Source organism: Massilia oculi (genome assembly GCF_003143515.1).
In the GTDB taxonomy this organism is placed as follows: domain Bacteria; phylum Pseudomonadota; class Gammaproteobacteria; order Burkholderiales; family Burkholderiaceae_D; genus Telluria; species Telluria oculi.
The window spans coordinates 2,257,727-2,274,921 of record NZ_CP029343.1 but is presented as its reverse complement, the minus strand read 5'-3'; the positions used below and the strand labels follow the sequence as shown (position 1 = coordinate 2,274,921).

At 66.4% G+C, this 17,195-nt stretch carries 15 protein-coding genes and 1 tRNA gene; 11 read left to right on the top strand and 5 right to left on the bottom strand.

Annotated elements, in window-relative coordinates:
* Positions 1–34: 34 nt before the first annotated feature.
* The gene (locus DIR46_RS10560) at positions 35–1,897 is read right to left on the bottom strand and encodes a tetratricopeptide repeat protein (RefSeq protein ID WP_109345192.1); all 1,863 of its coding nucleotides are present in this window, start codon (positions 1,895–1,897) and stop codon (positions 35–37) included.
* A 169-nt stretch (positions 1,898–2,066) separates the two neighbouring features.
* On the opposite strand from DIR46_RS10560, the gene DIR46_RS10555 reads away from it, so the two are divergent.
* Positions 2,067–2,942, top strand: a complete 876-nt coding sequence (locus DIR46_RS10555) for a class I SAM-dependent methyltransferase (protein ID WP_109345191.1) — start codon at positions 2,067–2,069, stop codon at positions 2,940–2,942.
* 13 nt (positions 2,943–2,955) lie between these two features.
* On the opposite strand, the gene DIR46_RS10550 is transcribed toward DIR46_RS10555, so the two are convergent.
* Positions 2,956–3,300, bottom strand: a complete 345-nt coding sequence (locus DIR46_RS10550; protein WP_109345190.1) for a zinc ribbon domain-containing protein YjdM — start codon at positions 3,298–3,300, stop codon at positions 2,956–2,958.
* Positions 3,301–3,557: 257 nt separating this feature from the next.
* Positions 3,558–4,424, bottom strand: coding sequence for an AraC family transcriptional regulator (locus tag DIR46_RS10545; RefSeq protein ID WP_109345189.1), 867 nt, complete (start codon positions 4,422–4,424; stop codon positions 3,558–3,560).
* Positions 4,425–4,642: 218 nt separating this feature from the next.
* Between DIR46_RS10545 and DIR46_RS10540 the strand changes: the two genes are divergently transcribed.
* Positions 4,643–5,191 carry a GNAT family N-acetyltransferase gene (locus DIR46_RS10540; protein ID WP_109345188.1) on the top strand — a complete coding sequence of 183 codons (549 nt, stop codon included), beginning with the start codon at positions 4,643–4,645 and terminating at the stop codon, positions 5,189–5,191.
* A gap of 61 nt (positions 5,192–5,252) precedes the next feature.
* Here the strand turns inward: DIR46_RS10540 and DIR46_RS10535 are convergent.
* A tRNA-Phe gene (locus DIR46_RS10535) sits at positions 5,253–5,328 on the bottom strand.
* A gap of 151 nt (positions 5,329–5,479) precedes the next feature.
* Here DIR46_RS10535 and DIR46_RS10530 point away from each other — a divergent pair.
* From DIR46_RS10530 to DIR46_RS10505, 6 genes are all read left to right on the top strand, one after another.
* Complete coding sequence (locus tag DIR46_RS10530) at positions 5,480–6,712, top strand: FAD-dependent monooxygenase (RefSeq protein ID WP_109345187.1); 1,233 nt, start codon at positions 5,480–5,482, stop codon at positions 6,710–6,712.
* Positions 6,713–6,722: 10 nt separating this feature from the next.
* A complete protein-coding gene (locus DIR46_RS10525) occupies positions 6,723–7,457 on the top strand; it encodes a DsbC family protein (RefSeq protein ID WP_109345186.1) in 735 nt (244 codons plus the stop codon).
* Positions 7,458–7,494: 37 nt separating this feature from the next.
* Positions 7,495–7,956, top strand: a complete 462-nt coding sequence (locus DIR46_RS10520) for a (2Fe-2S)-binding protein (protein ID WP_109345185.1) — start codon at positions 7,495–7,497, stop codon at positions 7,954–7,956.
* A 4-nt stretch (positions 7,957–7,960) separates the two neighbouring features.
* Positions 7,961–8,545, top strand: coding sequence for a nucleotidyltransferase family protein (locus DIR46_RS10515; RefSeq protein WP_109345184.1), 585 nt, complete (start codon positions 7,961–7,963; stop codon positions 8,543–8,545).
* A 70-nt stretch (positions 8,546–8,615) separates the two neighbouring features.
* Entirely contained in the window at positions 8,616–10,436 is a 1,821-nt protein-coding gene (locus tag DIR46_RS10510) for a M61 family metallopeptidase (protein WP_109345183.1), read from the top strand.
* A 33-nt stretch (positions 10,437–10,469) separates the two neighbouring features.
* Positions 10,470–11,795, top strand: coding sequence for an amidohydrolase (locus DIR46_RS10505; protein ID WP_109345182.1), 1,326 nt, complete (start codon positions 10,470–10,472; stop codon positions 11,793–11,795).
* A 59-nt stretch (positions 11,796–11,854) separates the two neighbouring features.
* Here DIR46_RS10505 and DIR46_RS10500 read toward each other — a convergent pair whose 3' ends face one another.
* On the bottom strand, positions 11,855–12,235 hold the full coding sequence (locus DIR46_RS10500; protein ID WP_109345181.1) for a Fur family transcriptional regulator: 381 nt from the start codon (positions 12,233–12,235) through the stop codon (positions 11,855–11,857).
* Positions 12,236–12,382: 147 nt separating this feature from the next.
* Between DIR46_RS10500 and DIR46_RS10495 the strand changes: the two genes are divergently transcribed.
* The 3 genes from DIR46_RS10495 to DIR46_RS10485 all read left to right on the top strand — a co-directional run bounded on the left by DIR46_RS10495 (position 12,383) and on the right by DIR46_RS10485 (position 17,189).
* The gene (locus tag DIR46_RS10495; RefSeq protein ID WP_109345180.1) at positions 12,383–14,500 is read left to right on the top strand and encodes a TonB-dependent receptor domain-containing protein; all 2,118 of its coding nucleotides are present in this window, start codon (positions 12,383–12,385) and stop codon (positions 14,498–14,500) included.
* A 209-nt stretch (positions 14,501–14,709) separates the two neighbouring features.
* Entirely contained in the window at positions 14,710–16,689 is a 1,980-nt protein-coding gene (locus tag DIR46_RS10490) for a TonB-dependent receptor (RefSeq protein ID WP_109345179.1), read from the top strand.
* 68 nt (positions 16,690–16,757) lie between these two features.
* Positions 16,758–17,189, top strand: coding sequence for a MerC domain-containing protein (locus tag DIR46_RS10485; protein ID WP_109345178.1), 432 nt, complete (start codon positions 16,758–16,760; stop codon positions 17,187–17,189).
* The last annotated feature ends 6 nt before the right edge of the window (positions 17,190–17,195 follow it).

Below are 17,195 nucleotides of genomic sequence, written 5' to 3'. Positions count from 1 at the left end.
ACCACCACGGCGCGCAAGCGGGTACATCCAACGTCTAGAGCGCGGACAGTGCCGGCCCATCCGGCTTGCCAAGCCAGGTGGTCGCGAACTGCTTTTGCACGGCCGCGAGCGCGGCTTCGTCACCACGCTTGCGGTACACCTCCATCAAGCCGCGCAATGCCCAGCCATTGCTTGGCGTACGCGCCAGCGAATCGCGGAATACTTTTTCGGCCGCGTCCGGCTGTCCGCTGCGCAGGAGCGCCACGCCGAGCGACTGGCGCACCGGGTAGTACCAGTAGGGCGGCTCCATATAGGGCAGCGCGTCCTGCACCGCGATCGCCTGGCGGTAGGCGTTGACTGCACGCGGCAAGTCGCCCCGCGCATCGGCGATCCGGGCCTGGGCCACCGAGCGGGCGGTCTGGACGATCTCGCGGCCGGGGATATTCCAGTCGTTCACCGGCTTGAAGTCGCCGTTCTTCTCGATCTTGCCGAGCGCGGCGACTTGTCGTGCGGCCGCATCGAAGTCGCCCTTGCGCGCATGGCCGACGGCGCGTGCGTAATGCCACATCGCCTGCACGAGCACGAATCGGGGGCCCGGGTCGGGCAGCGCGAGCAGGGTGTCCGCATCGCTGAACTGGACGTGGGCGAAGTAGGGCGCGGACTTGACCGGCTGCAGCGCGCCGATGGCGGTCAGGAGGTCGGGCGTGATCACCTTGTCGAGCTTGCCTGCGGCCTCGAGCGCCGTGCGACCGTCGCCACCCATCAGGGCCGACACCATCACGAAGTGGATATTGTGCGGGTAATAGGCGCCCCGGTAGACGGGATCGCTGGCCGCGTCGGCAAAGTAGCGTTCGTCGGTGGCGACCGCCATGACGTTCGAGCGCAGCGCTTCGCGGTACATGCCCAGCCGGTAATAGATGTGCGAGGGCATGTGCACGATGTGGCCGGCGCCCGGGATCTGGCTTGCCAGCACGCGCGCGGCGGGCAGGGCTTTCTCGGGCCGGGTCGAGGCTTCCATCGTGTGGATGTAGTAGTGGGCGGCCCCGGCATGGGTCGGGTTGCGCGCCAATACTTTTTCCAGTGTGGCGACCAGCTCGGCCGTGCGGTTCCTGGGCCGGGCGCCGCCTGCCTCCCAATAATTCCAGGGCGACAGGTCCATCAGCGATTCGGCGAACAGCACCTGGATGGTGTCGTGGGTGGGAAAGTCGCGCGCGGCCTCGGCCATGGCATCGGCATAGGCCTTGTCGAGCGCGGCGCGGTCGGCGCCGGGGGCAAGGCTGTAGCGGCGCGCCACGGCGCGGATCACGGCCTGCTCTTCGGGCCGCGTGCGCGGCGCCAGGCGGCTCGCCTCGGCCGCGGCCGCCACCGCCGGTGCGACGGCCTCGGGGAACATCGGGGCGTTGATGTTCGGGCCCAGCACCAGCGCTTCGCCCCAGTAGCACATCGCGCAGTTGGGGTCGGCGTCTTGCGCGGCGCGGAAGGCGCGCGCCGCCTCGGCATGGTTGAAGGCGAAGGTCAGGCGGATGCCCTGGTCGAAATAGGCCTGGGCGCGCTTGCTGGCGGTGGTGATCGGCACGTGCAGCTTGCCCAGGTTGTCGTACAGGGGCGGCGGCGCGGCCTTGCCCGGCTTGCCGGCGGGATTGGCGCCCGGCGTGGCCGGCGCCCGCCGGCCGGGCGTGAAGGGGCGTGTCTCGGTCTGGGCCTGCACCAGATGGGCCAGCAGGGGCGGCGCGGCGGGGCGCGCCGGCGCGCAGGTGGCGCCGGCGGCCCCGGCGAACAGCGGGTCGAAACCGGCATTGCCCGTGCCGCGCCCGGACCAGAGCGATGGCATGGCGGCGAGCGCCACTGCGCCGATCACGGCGATGGCAAGGATGATGGCTGCGGCGGCAATGCTACGCGGAACAAGGCGCGGTTTCATGATGGGCTCCTCCCGGACGGCGCCGTGTCTGCGGTGCCTGCCTTGTCCTTGGAGTCCCATTGGCCAGCCGATTTCCCCCTTCCGGATTGAGGAGGCACAAGCCGTAGCGTCGAACCATGGGTGGCGCGGCCAGTCATATCGACAACCTGCCTGTTCAAGGAGACGGATCATGACCCAGCCAGCCCAACCCTCGCCGTCGCCCCAGGCGGGTCCCGCCACTGCCGTTCCCGACCTGGCCGCGATCAAGCAGCGCCAGCAGGCCACCTGGGCCAGCGGCGACTTCGCCGTCGTCGGCGTCACCCTGCAGATCGTCGGCGAACTGCTGGCCGAGGCCGTTGACGTGCGCGCTGGCGAGCGCGTGCTTGACGTCGCCGCCGGCAACGGCAACGCCACGCTGGCCGCGGCGCGCCGCTTCGCCCGCGTCACGTCCACCGACTACGTGCCGGCGCTGCTCGAGAAGGGGCGGGCGCGCGCCGCCGCCGAGGGCCTGGCGGTCGACTTCCGCGTAGCGGACGCCGAGGCGCTGCCGTTCCCGGACGCCAGCTTCGACGTGGCGCTGTCCACCTTCGGCGTGATGTTCGCGCCCGACCAGGCGCGCGCCGCCGCCGAGATGCGGCGCGTGGTGCGGCCCGGCGGACGCATCGGCATGGCGAACTGGACGGCCGATGGCTTCATCGGCCAGCTGTTCAAGGTGGTCGGCAAGCACGTCCCGCCGCCGACCGGGCTGGCGTCGCCGCTACTGTGGGGAAACGAAGACCATCTGCGGCAGCTGTTCGGCGCCGATGCGCTCCAGGCGCGCATCACGCGCAGGATGTTCAACTTCCGCTACGCTTCGCCCACGCACTGGGTGCACGTGTTCCGCGATTACTACGGACCGCTCAACCGGGCCTTCTCCGCCCTTGCGCCATCTGCCGCCGATGCGCTCGAACAAGACCTGCTGGCCCTGATCGACCGCTTCAACACGGCCGGGCCGGATTCGATGGTGGCGCCGGCCGAATACCTCGAGATCGTGCTGACCCGCGAGGCGGAGGGCGCGCTGCACTAGGCGCCGGGCGTGCTTATACCTTGCGCACGAATTCCGTCTTGAGGCTCATGGCGCCGAAGCCGTCGATCTTGCAGTCGATGTCGTGGTCGGCATCGACCAGGCGGATATTCTTGACCTTGGTGCCTTGCTTGATCACGCCGCCCGAACCCTTTGGTTTCAGGTCCTTGATCACGGTGACGGTGTCGCCATCCTGGAGGATATTGCCTGAAGCATCTTTGTAGACCCGCACGCTGTCGGCCGCCGCGGTAGCCGCCTGGACCGGCCACTCATGGGCGCAGTCCGGGCAGACGTATTGGCCGCTGCCGTCTTCATAGGTATAGGCGGATTGGCATTGGGGGCAGGGAGGAAGGGTGTGCATGTAAACCTTGAAATATCAACGCTGGCCCAGGAGGGCTGCAATAGGGAGGGTAGTGATCGGGCGCCGCATCGCCGACACGGATGCGCGTCATCGGAAAGAAGTTGCATCATCAGGATGGCTCGGATCTTCAGACAGGCGCCGACTACCATCAGTCAGTGCGTATGATACCAGAAGGAAACATGCCGACTGCCGCCGTGGCGCGTTCAGCCGCCAGCGTCGCGGCCCCGGCATGCCGGTCCGGCACGATCATCTCCACCTCAGCTACCACGCATCTGCCGCAGCCACGCACCGGGCGACAGTCCGACCGCTCCCTTGAAGCGCCGGGTGAAATGGCTCTGGTCGGCAAACCCCGCGCTCACCGCGACCGTCGCCAGCGACATGCCGCTCAATAAGAGCTGGCGTGCATTAGCCAGCCGAACCGCGTTCAGGTAGACATGGGGTGGCACGCCGAACTGCCGTTCGAACGCACGGCTCAGGTAGACACGCGACACGCCGGCTTCGCGCGCGAGTTCGGCAATCGAGATATCGTTTCCCGCATGGGCGCGAATATAGTCGCGCACCCGGTTCAGCCGGGCCAGGCCGGCAAGCGCAGGCGCCCGCGCCGCCGCCGGGGTCTCGCCGAAGCGCAGGAGCAAGCCCATGAAGGCCTTGAGCAGTAGCGACTCCGCGCGCAGCGCTTCCTGCGCTTGTCCGGTTGCCTCTATGGCGTTGTGCAATTGTCTCGCTGCTTCCGGCGCGTGCACGACGGCATCGCGAAAATAGCTGGCAGATGGAACACCTGCCGCCCGCTCGCGCAGCACCGTCATCACGGCGGGATCGACATACAGCATGCTGTAGTCGTAGCTGTCGGTCTTGCCGCGCAAGCCATCATGCGCCTGGTCCGGGTTCAGGAAGATCACGTTGCCCGGCGCGCTGACCTGCCTGCTGCCCTGGCAATTGAAAGTCTGGACGCCGCGATAGGTCAGGCCGATCCCGAATTCAGGATGGCTGTGCCGCTCGAAAGTGTAGTCGGTGAAATGGGCTCGCATCAGTGTCACGCCCTGCACACCGGTGGGGCGGTAGCGCACCCAGTCGGTCTTCGATGCCGGTTCCGGTCCGGCTTGGTCGTGGTTCTCTGTGTCCATCGTCTGTCTGCAAGAAATGCCAGGAGTGAAACGAAAGGCGGCGCGCGACGGCGGTTGCCCTGGCGTCGCGTCAGCCGCAACGCATGATGGCAGGCTTTTTCACAGCATGCTTGTACAGCTGTAAACACGCCGACCGGAGGGCGGGCGAGGTTACATCCATCCAAGACCTGCTCGCCGGCCCCGCGCACACTGGGCGCTTTCCACTCTCCGGCAAAACCATGTACATCCATCGCGCACGCACTGCGGACATACCGAAAATCAAGGACTTGTATGAGGAAGCGATCGCCTTCCAGCGCAGTCGGGGACTGCCCTACTGGAATGCGCTGGACCTGACGGTGGTCGAGGCCGACATCGCCGCGGGAGCCCAATATCTGCTGTCGGTCGATATGCATGCCGTCGGCATCTTCAGTTTCTGTCCGCCATCGCCCATGGACGAGGATCTGTGGCAGGGTCTGCTGCCGCATGCGGCGCGTTATATCAACCGCATCATCGTCGGGCGTCTCTGGCAGGGGAGGTCTTTGTTCGGGCTGATGCTGGCCTGGAGCGAACGCGAGACGCTGCGCCTGGGATTCGACCGGCTGCGCCTGGATACCTGGGCGGATAACCAGCGCTTGGGCGACTACTATTCCCGCTTCGGCTTCGTCCACATGGGCGAGCGCACGGCGTCGAGCGGTCCGGAGCTGTCGCCACAGTACCGCGGCGTGCGCCTGGCGATCATGGAGAAACTGCTGGCGCCGCCGAGGAACGCCGATCCGCGGGCGATATGATCGCAGGTGCAGAAACAAAAAAAACGCCAACCGGTGAGGGTTGGCGCTTTTTCGATATTCTTGGTGGCCCGGGGCGGAATCGAACCACCGACACAAGGATTTTCAATCCTCTGCTCTACCAACTGAGCTACCAGGCCAAGAGAGGCATGATTATAGCCAGCGATTTTCAGTTGCGCAAGTGCTCTTGAATGCTTTGTTTGTGCCGGGCGGCATGTCGACCCTGGCTCAGCCTTCAATCCATGATGTCGCCGGCAAGGTGTGGGGTAGCATATCGCTATAATGAGCACCATGACCACGCCCACGACCTCCACCACCCGGACCGATGTTTGCATCGTCGGCAATGGCGCCATCGCCAAGACCACCGCCCTCGGCTTTGCCCAGGCCGGGCATAGCGTGACCCTGCTGGCGCCGCCCGCGCGTCCCGCGGCCGAGGCGCCATCGTCATCCTCGGCCGCGGAACGTCCCTGGGACGTGCGTGTCTACGCGCTCAACCATACGGCCCACGACCTGCTGGCCTCGCTCAAGGTCTGGGGCGCACTCGACCTGGCGCGCGTCGCCGCGGTCGATGCGATGGACGTGCATGGCGACGGCGAGGGGGGCGGCAACCTCGGTTTCGACGCCTTCGGCGCCCGGGTCGGCACCCTGGCCTGGATCGTCGAAGACCATAACCTGAACGGGGCGCTGGATGCCGCGCTCAAGTTTGCCCACAACGTGCAGCGGGTCGAGGGCCGGGCCTGCGAGCTCACCTGCAGCGACGAGGGCGCCGCGCTGCGCCTGGAAGACGGCCGCCGCCTCGAATGCGCGCTGCTGGTCGGGGCCGACGGCCGCGAATCCTGGGTCCGCGGGCAGTGCGACATCGGCGTCGACTACCGCATGTACCACCAGCGCGCCATCGTCACCAACTTCGCCTGCGAGAAGCCGCACCATGGCGTGGCCCACCAGTGGTTCACCTGCGCCGACGGCATCGTCGCCCTGCTGCCGCTGCCGGGCAACCGCGTCTCGCTGGTGTGGTCGGCGCCCGAGACCCTGGCCGACACCCTGATGGACGAGTCGCTGGGCGAACTGGCGATCCGGCTCGGCGAATACGCCGACGACAAGCTGGGCGCCCTGCGCCCCCTGCAGCCCGAGGCCGTGGCGGCGGTGCCGCTGGCGCTGGTCAAGCCGCATGCGATCGTGGCGCCGCGCGTGGCGCTGGTGGGAGACGCCGCCCACGCCGTGCACCCGCTGGCCGGGCATGGCATGAACCTGGGCTTCGGCGACGTGGTCGACCTGCTCGCCGCCGTGCGCGAGCGCGAGGAGCGGCGCGCGATCGGCGACGAACGGGTGCTGGCGCGCTATGCCCGCAAGCGCAAGGAAGACGTGGTCATGATGCAGCTGGCCACCGATGGCCTGGAGCGCCTGTTCGGGGCGAATCTGGAGCCGGTACGCGTCATGCGCAATCTTGGACTCAACTTGCTTGATAAAATGCCTGCTTTGAAGCGGCGCCTGATGGCGCATGCGATGGGCAAGTCATCAATCTGAGGAACCAAGCATGATCAAAATGAAGCTCGCCGTCCTGCTGGCGACGGCGCTGCTCGCATCGTGCGTCGATGCGCAGAACACGGTCGAGGCAAACATCAAGAAGGCGCTCGAACCGCACCTGGGCGGCGCCAAGATCGAGTCGGTCAAGGAAACGCCATACGGAGGCCTGTACGAAGTGCGGGTCGCGGGCGACATCCTGTACACCGACAAGAAGGGCGAGTTCCTCGTGATCGGCCAGGTGTATGACGTCAAGAGTTCGCGCAACCTGACGCGCGAACGCATCGACGACATCAACAAGATCAAGTTCAGCGACCTGCCGCTCGAGATGGCGCTCAAGCAGGTCAAGGGCAACGGCAAGCGCGTGATCGCGGTGTTCGAGGACCCGAACTGCGGCTACTGCAAGCGCCTGCGCCAGACGACGCTCAACGAGATCGACAACGTCACCATCTATACCTTCATGTACAACATCCTGTCCCAGGATTCGTTCACGAAGTCGAAGAACATCTGGTGCGCGCCGAACCGCAACAAGGCCTGGGATGACTGGATGATCAACGGCAAGGTGCCGCCGGCGGCGCCGGCCGCCTGCGAATCGCCGAACGACAAGGTGCTGGCGCTTGGCCAGAAGCTGCGCATTACCGGCACGCCGGCCATCTTCTTCAGCGACGGCACCCGCATCCCGGGCGCGATCGACCTGAAGTCGCTGGAAGCCAAGCTCGATTCGCTGGAAGCGAAGCCGGCAAAATAAGCCAGCCGCCGGTCATGGTTGTCGTCCAGGAGCGTTCATGCTGACCTTGAACATCAACGGAAGAGACCTGCAAGTCGACGCCGATCCCGCCACGCCCGTGCTGTGGGCGCTGCGCGACAACCTCAACCTCACCGGCACCAAGTTCGGCTGCGGCGCGGCCCTGTGCGGCGCCTGCACCGTGCACCTGGACGGCGCCCCGATCCGCGCCTGCGTCACCCCGATCGCGGCGGTCGCGGGCCAGGCGATCACGACCATCGAGGCGATGCAGGACGACCCGGTCGGCAAGGCGGTCCAGGATGCCTGGGTGCGCCACGACGTGCCGCAGTGCGGCTACTGCCAGAGCGGCCAGGTGATGAGCGCCGTCGCGCTGCTGCGCGCCAACCGGCGCCCGCTGGATGCCGACATCGACAACGCCATGAGCGGCAATCTGTGCCGCTGCGGCACCTATCAGCGGATCCGCGCGGCCATCAAGGATGCCGCCGCGGCATTGGAGGCATGACGCCATGGCGCTGACCGGCATCCTGCTGGCCGCGGGGCGGGGCCGCCGCTTCGACCCGGCCGGCATCCACAACAAGCTGTTGCAGCGCCTGCCCGGCGGCGAACTGGTGGTCGCCGCCAGCGCGCGCACGCTGCTGGCGGTGTTCGCGCGCGTGGTGGCCGTGGTGCCGCCAGATGACGGCGGGGTGGGCGACGTGCTGCGCCAGCTCGGCTGCGAAGTGACGGTGTGCCCGGACGCCGACGGCGGCATGGGCCTGTCGCTGGCGCACGCGATCCGTCATTCCCTGAATGGCCAACTTGACGGCCAGGGCTGGCTGGTGGCGCTGGGCGACATGCCCTTCGTTGCCCCATCCACCCTGCATGCGCTGGACGCTGCGATCGGGGAGGGCGCAGCCATCGCCGCGCCCCTGTTCGAGGGCCGGCGCGGCAATCCGGTCGCCTTCGGCGCCCGGCGCCGCGACGACCTGCTGGCGCTGGACGGCGACCAGGGCGCGCGGCGCCTGCTTGCCAGCAGCCCGGTGACCACGATCGACGTGCTGGACACCGGCATCCTGCGCGACATCGATTCCCCTTCCGACCTGCCGGGCTAGGCGTTTTGCTTCGCCCGATGGATTACACTATGTCCATTCGGCGCGTCCCGAGAGACCATTCAAGAAGATCATGAAAAAGCCATCGCAGAAAAAGCAGAACGCTATCCACTACACCATCGTTCCCAAGGACCTGGCCGGTCACCTGTTCAACGTCACCGTCACGGTGGCCAATCCCGATCCCGACGGCCAGGCGTTCGCGCTGCCGGCCTGGATCCCGGGCAGCTACATGATCCGCGAGTTCGCGCGCAATATCGTGCGCATCCGCGCCGAGAGCGGCGGCAATGCGGTCGTCCTCACCAAGCTCGATAAGCATTCGTGGCGCGCCGCCCCTTGCGCCGGTCCCCTGACCCTGCACTACGAGGTGTATGCCTGGGACCTGTCGGTGCGCGCCGCCCACCTCGACCAGACCCACGGTTTCTTCAACGGCACCAGCGTGTTCCTGCGCGTCGTGGGGCAGGAGTCGCTCGTCCACCAGGTCGACATCCAGCGCCCCGCCGACCCGGCCGCCAAAACCTGGCGCGTGGCCACCGCGATGCCAGAGGCGGGCGCGAAGCGCTACGGCTTCGGCATCTACGCCTGCGCCAACTACGACGAACTGATCGACCATCCGGTCGAGATGGGCGACTTCGAGCTGGCGACCTTCAAGGCCCATGGCATCCCGCACGACATCGTGATCACCGGCCGCGTGCCCAACCTCGACATGGCGCGCCTGCAGGCCGACCTGAAAGCGATCTGCGAGACCCAGATCGCCTTCTTCGAGCCGAAGACGAAGCGCGCGCCGCTCGAGCGCTACGTGTTCATGACCATGGCCGTGGGCGATGGCTATGGCGGCCTCGAACACCGCGCCTCGACCGCCCTGATCTGCGCGCGCGCCGATCTTCCGAGCCTGGCCACGCCGAAGGCGGCCGAGCCAGGCGAAGGCTATCTGCGCTTCCTGGGCCTGTGCAGCCACGAGTATTTCCACACCTGGAACGTCAAGCGCATCAAGCCGGCCGCCTTTGCCCCCTACGACCTGCAGGCCGAAAACTACACGCCGCTCCTGTGGCTGTTCGAAGGCTTCACCAGCTATTACGACGACCTGATGCTGGTGCGCGCCGGGATCATCGGCGAATCCACCTATTTCAAGCTGCAGGCCAAGACGGTCGGCGGCGTGCTGCGCGGCAGCGGGCGCCTCAAGCAGAGCGTGGCCGATTCGAGCTTCGATGCCTGGAGCAAGTACTACAGACAGGACGAGAACTCGCCGAACGCGATCATCAGCTACTACACCAAGGGTTCGCTGATCGCGCTGGCCTTCGACCTGACCATCCGCGCCAGGACCGGTGGCGCGAAATCGCTGGACGACATCATGCTGGCGTTGTGGGAGCGCTACGGACGCGACTTCTACAACGGCGCCGGCCGCGGCGTGACGGAACAGGAAGTCGAAGCGCTGTTCGACGAAGTCAGCGGACTCAAACTCAAGAACATGTTCGAGCGCTATGTGCGCGGCCTCGATGACCTGCCACTGGCCAAGCTGTACGCGCCGCTGGGCGTGAAGCTGGTCGACGAGCGCAAGGGCGGCAAGGCCTCGCTGGATGCCGGCATCGGCCGCGACCCGCTGGGCGCCAAGCTCACCCAGGTGCACGAGGGCGGCGCCGCCCACCAGGCCGGCCTGTCGGCGCTGGACGTCGTGATCGCGATCGACGGCCTGCGCGTGAACGGCAATCCGCCGAACGTCGATGCGCTGCTGGCGCGCTACCGCGTCGGCGACCGCGTCACCGTGCACGCCTTCCGCCGCGACGAGCTGATGGCCTTCGACGTCACCCTGCAGGGCGACCGCGTGCCGGGCATCAGCCTGACGCAGGCCGTGGCCGGGCGCAAGTCGGCGGCGATCAAGCGGCCGAGCGCGGTGTAATCGGCAAGCATTCCCATAACGACAAGCATACCCATGACACTGACCCGTATCGCCGCAGCCATCGCCGTTTCCACCTCGCTGGCACTGTCCGCAAGCGTCGCCCAGGCCCAGCAGGCCGCTCCACTCAAGAACGACGTCGTCGCCAAGGTCGACGCCATGTACCCGTGGCTCGACGCGGTCTATAAAGACCTGCACGCCCATCCCGAGATCGCCTTCCAGGAAGTGCGCACCGCCGGCAAGCTGGCGGCCGAAATGCGCAAGCTCGGCTTCACCGTCACCGAGAAGGTCGGCAAGACCGGCATCGTCGCGGTGCTCAAGAATGGCGCCGGCCCGACGGTCCTGGTGCGCACCGACATGGACGGCCTGCCGATGGAAGAGCGCACCGGCCTGCCGTACGCCAGCCGCGCCCGCGCCACCAGCGATGGTCGCGACACCTTCGTGATGCACAGCTGCGGCCACGACATTCACATGACCAGCTGGCTCGCCACCGCGCGCACCCTGGTCGAACTGAAATCGCAGTGGAAGGGCACCCTGGTCTTCATCGGCCAGCCGGCAGAGGAAATCGTGGCCGGCGCCAAGGCCATGCTGGACGACGGCCTGTTCAAGCGCTTCCCGAAACCGGACTACGCTTTCGCCCTGCATTCGTGGCCGCTGGCCCACGGCACCGTGGGCTTCAACGACGGCCCGGTATCGTCCAACTCGGACTGGCTCGAGATCACGTTCAAAGGCCGTGGCGGCCATGGCTCGGCGCCTGATAAAACCATCGACCCGGTGGCGATCGCGGCGCGCTTCGTGGTCGACGTCCAGACCGTGGTCAGCCGCGAGAAGGATCCCAAGGAATTCGGCGTGGTGACGGTCGGTTCGATCCAGGGCGGCACGGTCGGCAACATCATCCCCGACAGCGTACAGGTGCGCGGCACCATCCGTTCGTACAGCCCACAAGTGCGCGCCAAGCTGCTCGAAGGCGTGCGCCGCGTGGCCGAGGGTTCGGCCGCGATGGCCGGCGCGCCGAAGCCGGACATGCTGATCGGCGGCGGCGGCCAGGCCATCGTCAACAGCACCGAGCTGGTGAACAAGACCGAGGTGGTGTTCAAGGAGGCCTTCGGCGCCGACAAGGCCAAGCGCATGCCGGCCATGACCGCCAGCGAAGACTTCTCGCTGTACGCCAATGAAGGCGTGCCGTCGATGTTCTTCTTCACCGGCGTCTACGATCCGAAGGTGGTGGCGGAAGCGGAACGCGAGGACGGCAAGCCGATCGCCTTCAACCACTCGCCGTTCTATGCGCCGGTGCCGGAACCGTCGATCAAGACCGGCGCCCAGGCGATGACCCTGGCCGTGCTGAACGTGCTCGGTAAATAATCAGCCAGGCCAGTTGAAAACGGCCGGTCGCTTGCGCGCCGGCCGTTTTTATTTCTGGTTCAAGACTTGAGGCAGTCGGCGCAGCGGCCGTACAGGGTCAGCTCGTGGCTTTCGACGCTGAAGCCTTTCGGCGCCATGTGCTCGATGTCGCCGGGGCAGGCGTGCACGTCGAACACGCGCTGGCAGACGGTGCACTGGAAATGGTGGTGGTGATGTTCGGCGGCGCTGGTCGATTCGTAGCGCGCGCCTTCGCCCGGCAGGGTGACAATCTTGAGCGCGCCGTCGTCCACCAGCGACTTCAGGTTGCGATAGACGGTCGCCATGCCCAGCTGGCTGACCTGGCGGCTGGCTTCGTCCAGGATCTCCTGCGGCGAAAGCGGGCGCTGCGCATGCTCGATCGCATGCAGGATGGCGGATTTTTGACGTGTATTGCGTTGCATGGGGCCAAGGATACCTCAAAGCGTGCGACAGGACCAAAAAGGGTTGAATGCTTAATGATAATGCCTTATCATTTCAATGTTAATGATAACGGATTATCGTTATCGCAAGTCTTTGTCTCGCTGTTCAATCTTTCTCGAGGAATCACCATGTCCGACTTTTCCTGCAAGCGCACACCGCTGACCCTGGCGCTGATGCTGGCCTTCGGCGCGCCCATGGCCGTCCATGCCCAGACGACGAGCCGTGCGGCTTCGGATCCGGACAGCGTGCCGACCGTGGTCGTCTCCGCCAGCGCCCTGGGCGTGGTGGACGACGACATGATCACCCCGGTGACCTCGCTGGGCGGCAGTGAACTGGTGCGCGCCCGCGAATCGACCCTGGGCGAAACCCTGGCCCACCAGCCCGGCATCACTTCGAGCCACTTCGGCGCCGGCGCCAGCCGTCCGGTGATCCGCGGCATGGACGGCCCGCGCGTGAAGATCCTGTCCGATGGCGCCGAGATCCAGGACGCTTCGACCATCAGCCCCGATCACGCCGTCGCTTTCGAGCCGGTCCTGGCCGAGCGCATCGAAGTGCTGCGCGGCCCGTCGGCCCTGGCCTATGGCGGCGGCGCGGTGGGCGGCGTGGTCAACATCCTCGACCGCAAGATTCCGACCGCGATGCCCGAGAAGGGCCTGGAAGGCAGCGCGGAAGTACGCGCCAATTCCGCGGCGCGCGAAAAGACCGGCGCCTTCGAATTCACCACGGCCGCCGGCAGCAACCTGGCCCTGCACCTGGAAGGCGTCAAGCGCGATGCGGACGACTACCGCGTCGGCAAGGACTGGAGCGAAGGCCGCCACGTCCTGGGAAGCTACAAGGAAACCGAGACCGGCACCGTCGGCCTGTCGTGGATCGGCAAGAACGGCTATATCGGCGCCGCCTTCACCAAGGAGCGCACCGAATACGGCATCCCGGGTCACGGCCACGAGTTCGAGAGCTGCCACCCGCATGGCTCGCACCTGCACTGCGGCGGCCACGAAGAGGAAGAGGGCCATGACCATGACGAGCACGGCGAGGAAGGCCACGATCACGATCATGAGCACGAGCACGATCACGAGCACGGCGTGCCAGTGGTGAAGCTCGACAGCGAACGCTGGGACATCCGCGGCGAATACCGCAATCCGGTGGCCGGCATCGAGCGCGTACGCATGCGCGCCTCGTTCACCGATTACGTCCACGACGAGCTGGAAGAGAACGTCGTCTCGACCTCGTTCCGCAACAAGGGCCACGACGCCCGCCTGGAGGCGGTGCACGCGCCGCTGGCCGGCTGGCGCGGCGTGTTCGGCCTGCAGACCACGCGCCGCGACTTCTCGGCGATCGGAGAGGAAGCCTATGTGCCGGCGACCCTCACCAAGAAGCACGCCGCCTTCCTGACCGAGGAATACAAGCTCGATAACTGGCGCTTCGAGGCCGGCCTGCGCCACGAATGGCAGGACATCGAGGTTGATGCCCCGGGCCTGGTTGATACCGATGCGCGCGGCACTTCGGCCTCGGTCGGCGCCGTGTGGAAGTTCGCCCCGCAATACTCGCTGCGCGCCTCGCTGTCGCGCAGCCACCGCCTGCCGACCGCCGAAGAACTGTACGCCGACGGCGTGCACCTGGCCACCGCCACCTATGAAGTCGGCAACCAGAACCTGGACAAGGAAACCTCGAACAACGTCGATCTCACCCTGCGCAAGTTCGAAGGCGACACCACCTTCTCGGTCAGCGCCTTCCACAACCGCGTCGACAACTACATCTACGCGCACACGCTGGACAATCACGAAGGCTTCCAGCTGGTGGAATACGCCCAGCGCGACGCCACCTTCACCGGCCTGGAAGGAGAAATTCGCCAGAAGCTGACCCCAACGATCAGCGCGACCGTGTTCGGCGACTACGTGCGCGCCCGTTTCGACGAGGGCCAGGGCAGCCGCAACCTGCCGCGCATCCCGGCCGCGCGCCTCGGCGTCAAGCTGGACGGCGATTGGAATCAGTGGCACGGCATGGTCGAGTTCTACCGCGTGGGCAAGCAGGACAAGCTGGCCGAGTACGAGACCGAGACCGCCGGCTACAATATGCTCAACGTCGGCGCCCATTACTCGACCCGCATTGGCGGGGTGCCGACCCAGTTCTATGCGCGCCTGAACAACCTGACCGACGAACTGGCCTACAGCCACACCTCGTTCATCAAGAACGCAGCGCCGCTCACCGGGCGTAATCTGACGGCGGGCATTCGCGTCATTTTCTAAGTTTCGTTAGCCGTAGAATCGTCGTCCCCGCCTGCGCGGGGACGACGTGTTTGTTGCGGTGGATAGAACGGCGCAGGTGGTGCGCATGCAAGATGGCACCGCGCGCAATTGCTGCGCTGCGTTGAATCCTTAACGATAATCGGTTATCATTAGATTTCGCTTATGGTGCATCATTGCCACCACGGCGCATTCGACGACCAGGGATTCCCATGACTGACTTCACCGGCAAGCGCACGCCGCTCGCATTGGCATGCATGCTGGCGCTTGGCGCTCCGTTGACCGCCCACGCGCAATCGACCACCGCCCCGGCGACCGTCGTCGTGTCCGCCAGCGGGCTCGGCGTGGCCAGCGACGACATGGTCACGCCGGTGACGTCGATCGGCGGCAATGAGCTGGTGCGTACCCGCCAGTCGACCCTGGGCGAAACCCTGTCGAGCATGCCGGGCATTACCTCGAGCCACTTTGGCGCCGGCGCCAGCCGTCCGATCATCCGCGGCATGGATGGCCCGCGAGTGAAGATCCTGTCCGACGGTTCCGAGATCCAGGATGCGTCCACCATCAGCCCCGACCACGCCGTCGCCTTCGAGCCTGTCCTGGCCGAGCGCATCGAAGTGCTGCGCGGCCCGTCGGCACTGGCCTATGGCGGCGGCGCGGTCGGCGGCGTGGTGAACATCATCGACCGCAAGGTGCCGACCGCGATGCCCGCGAACGGCCTGGAAGGCAGCGCGGAAGTGCGCGCCAATTCGGCGGCGCGCGAAAAGACCGGCGCCTTCGAGTTGACCACGGCCGCGGGCGGCAACGTCGCCCTGCACGTGGAAGGCGTCAAGCGCGATGCCGACGACTACCGCGTCGGGAAGGACTGGGAAGGCGGCCGCCGCGTCCCGGGCAGCTACAAGGAAACCGAGACCGGCACCGTCGGCCTGTCCTGGGTCGGCAAGGACGGCTACCTGGGCGCGGCCTTCACCAAGGAGCGCGGCAAGTACGGCTTGCCCGGCCACGGCTTCGAGAACGAGGCGGGCGAGATCGAGGCGCCGGTCGTGGACCTGGACAGCGAACGCTGGGACGTACGCGGCGAAGTCCGCAATCCGGCGGCCGGCATCGAGCGCGTGCGCCTGCGCGCCTCGTTCACCGACTACATCCACGACGAGGTCGAGGGCAGCGCGGTCGCCACCACCTTCAAGAACAAGGGCCACGACGGCCGCCTGGAATTCGTGCATGCGCCGCTTGCGGGCTGGCACGGCGTGTTCGGCCTGCAGACCACCCGCCGCGATTTCTCGGCCATCGGCGCCGAGGCCTATGTACCGCCGACCCTGACCAAGAAGCATGCGGCCTTCCTGACCGAGGAATACAAGCTGGGCCATGTGCGCTTCGAGGCCGCCGTGCGCCACGAATGGCAGGATGTCGAAGCCGAGGTGGACAAGCCCGACAGCCACACGCGCGGCACCTCGCTGTCGGTCGGCGCGGTGTGGAAGGTTGCGCCGGAATATTCGCTGGGCACCTCGCTGTCGCACACGCACCGCCTGCCGACCGCCGAGGAATTGTTCGCGGACGGTCCGCACCTGGCCACCAACACCTATGAGATCGGCAACCCGAACCTGGTCAAGGAAACGTCGAACAACCTCGACCTGACCCTGCGCAAGTTCGCCGGCCGTACTACCTTTTCGCTCAGCGCCTTCCACAACCGCATCGGCGACTACATCTATTCGCAGACGCGCGGTGAGTTCGAGGGCCTGCAGCTGATCAATTATGCCCAACGCGACGCCACCTTCACCGGCCTGGAAGGCGAGGTTGCGCATAACCTGTCGTCGGTGTGGAAGACGACCCTGTTTGGCGACTACGTGCGTGCGCGCTTCGACGAAGGCCCGGGCAGCCGAGATATCCCGCGCACGCCGGCGCACCGCATCGGCGTCAAGCTCGAAGGCGACTGGGGCGCCTGGAATGGCCTGGCCGAACTGGTCCGCGTGGGCAAGCAGGACAGGATCGCCGATTTCGAGACCAGAACGCCCGGCTACACTACGCTGAACCTCAGCACGCACTATTCGACCCGCATCGGCGACTTGCCGGCGCAGCTGTACCTGCGCCTGAACAATGTGACCAATCGCCTGGCCTACAGCCACACCTCGTTCATCAAGGACTATGCACCGCTGACTGGCCGTAACCTGACGGCCGGCTTGCGCGTGCTGTTCTGACCGGACCCAATCCACCGGCGCCGCGGACGCTTCTCGCGGCGCCGGATCTAAAGAAAGGAACAGGGTTCATGAAATCCCTGATCAAATACGGCGATGTCGCCGGCATGGCGGCATCGATCCTGTGCCTGCTGCATTGCATGGCGATGCCGCTGGTGATCCTGGCGTTTCCGATGCTCGGGCTGGCCCACGTGCACGACACCTTCCACGACACGCTGATCGCGGCGATCACCTTGCCGGTCTTGCTGGCGCTGGTGCCCGGCTACCTGAAGCATCGCGACAAGACCACCTTGCTGGTCGGCTGCGCCGGCCTGGCGATCTTCTTGGGCGCCGTGTTCGTCGTCAGCCCGCTGTTCGGCGAAGTGGCCGAAGCGGTATGCGCCGTCATCAGCGGCTTCATGCTGCTGTATGCGCACCTGCGCAACCGCCGTCATTGCAAGCGTTGCGGCGCTCGCGCGCAGGACGCCGCCCATCCCGCGCCGGCATCCTGCCACCCTCACTGATTCAAG

Excerpts from the sequence above, each read along its gene's own strand:
- DIR46_RS10545 (WP_109345189.1), bottom strand. The coding sequence starts at position 4,424 with ATGGACACAGAGAACCACGACCAAGCCGGACCGGAACCGGCATCGAAG.
- DIR46_RS10525 (WP_109345186.1), top strand. The coding sequence starts at position 6,723 with ATGATCAAAATGAAGCTCGCCGTCCTGCTGGCGACGGCGCTGCTCGCA.
- DIR46_RS10485 (WP_109345178.1), top strand. The coding sequence starts at position 16,758 with ATGAAATCCCTGATCAAATACGGCGATGTCGCCGGCATGGCGGCATCG.
- DIR46_RS10495 (WP_109345180.1), top strand. The coding sequence starts at position 12,383 with ATGTCCGACTTTTCCTGCAAGCGCACACCGCTGACCCTGGCGCTGATG.
- DIR46_RS10520 (WP_109345185.1), top strand. The coding sequence starts at position 7,495 with ATGCTGACCTTGAACATCAACGGAAGAGACCTGCAAGTCGACGCCGAT.
- DIR46_RS10540 (WP_109345188.1), top strand. The coding sequence starts at position 4,643 with ATGTACATCCATCGCGCACGCACTGCGGACATACCGAAAATCAAGGAC.
- DIR46_RS10510 (WP_109345183.1), top strand. The coding sequence starts at position 8,616 with ATGAAAAAGCCATCGCAGAAAAAGCAGAACGCTATCCACTACACCATC.
- DIR46_RS10490 (WP_109345179.1), top strand. The coding sequence starts at position 14,710 with ATGACTGACTTCACCGGCAAGCGCACGCCGCTCGCATTGGCATGCATG.
- DIR46_RS10555 (WP_109345191.1), top strand. The coding sequence starts at position 2,067 with ATGACCCAGCCAGCCCAACCCTCGCCGTCGCCCCAGGCGGGTCCCGCC.
- DIR46_RS10560 (WP_109345192.1), bottom strand. The coding sequence starts at position 1,897 with ATGAAACCGCGCCTTGTTCCGCGTAGCATTGCCGCCGCAGCCATCATC.
- DIR46_RS10500 (WP_109345181.1), bottom strand. The coding sequence starts at position 12,235 with ATGCAACGCAATACACGTCAAAAATCCGCCATCCTGCATGCGATCGAG.
- DIR46_RS10530 (WP_109345187.1), top strand. The coding sequence starts at position 5,480 with ATGACCACGCCCACGACCTCCACCACCCGGACCGATGTTTGCATCGTC.
- DIR46_RS10550 (WP_109345190.1), bottom strand. The coding sequence starts at position 3,300 with ATGCACACCCTTCCTCCCTGCCCCCAATGCCAATCCGCCTATACCTAT.
- DIR46_RS10515 (WP_109345184.1), top strand. The coding sequence starts at position 7,961 with ATGGCGCTGACCGGCATCCTGCTGGCCGCGGGGCGGGGCCGCCGCTTC.
- DIR46_RS10505 (WP_109345182.1), top strand. The coding sequence starts at position 10,470 with ATGACACTGACCCGTATCGCCGCAGCCATCGCCGTTTCCACCTCGCTG.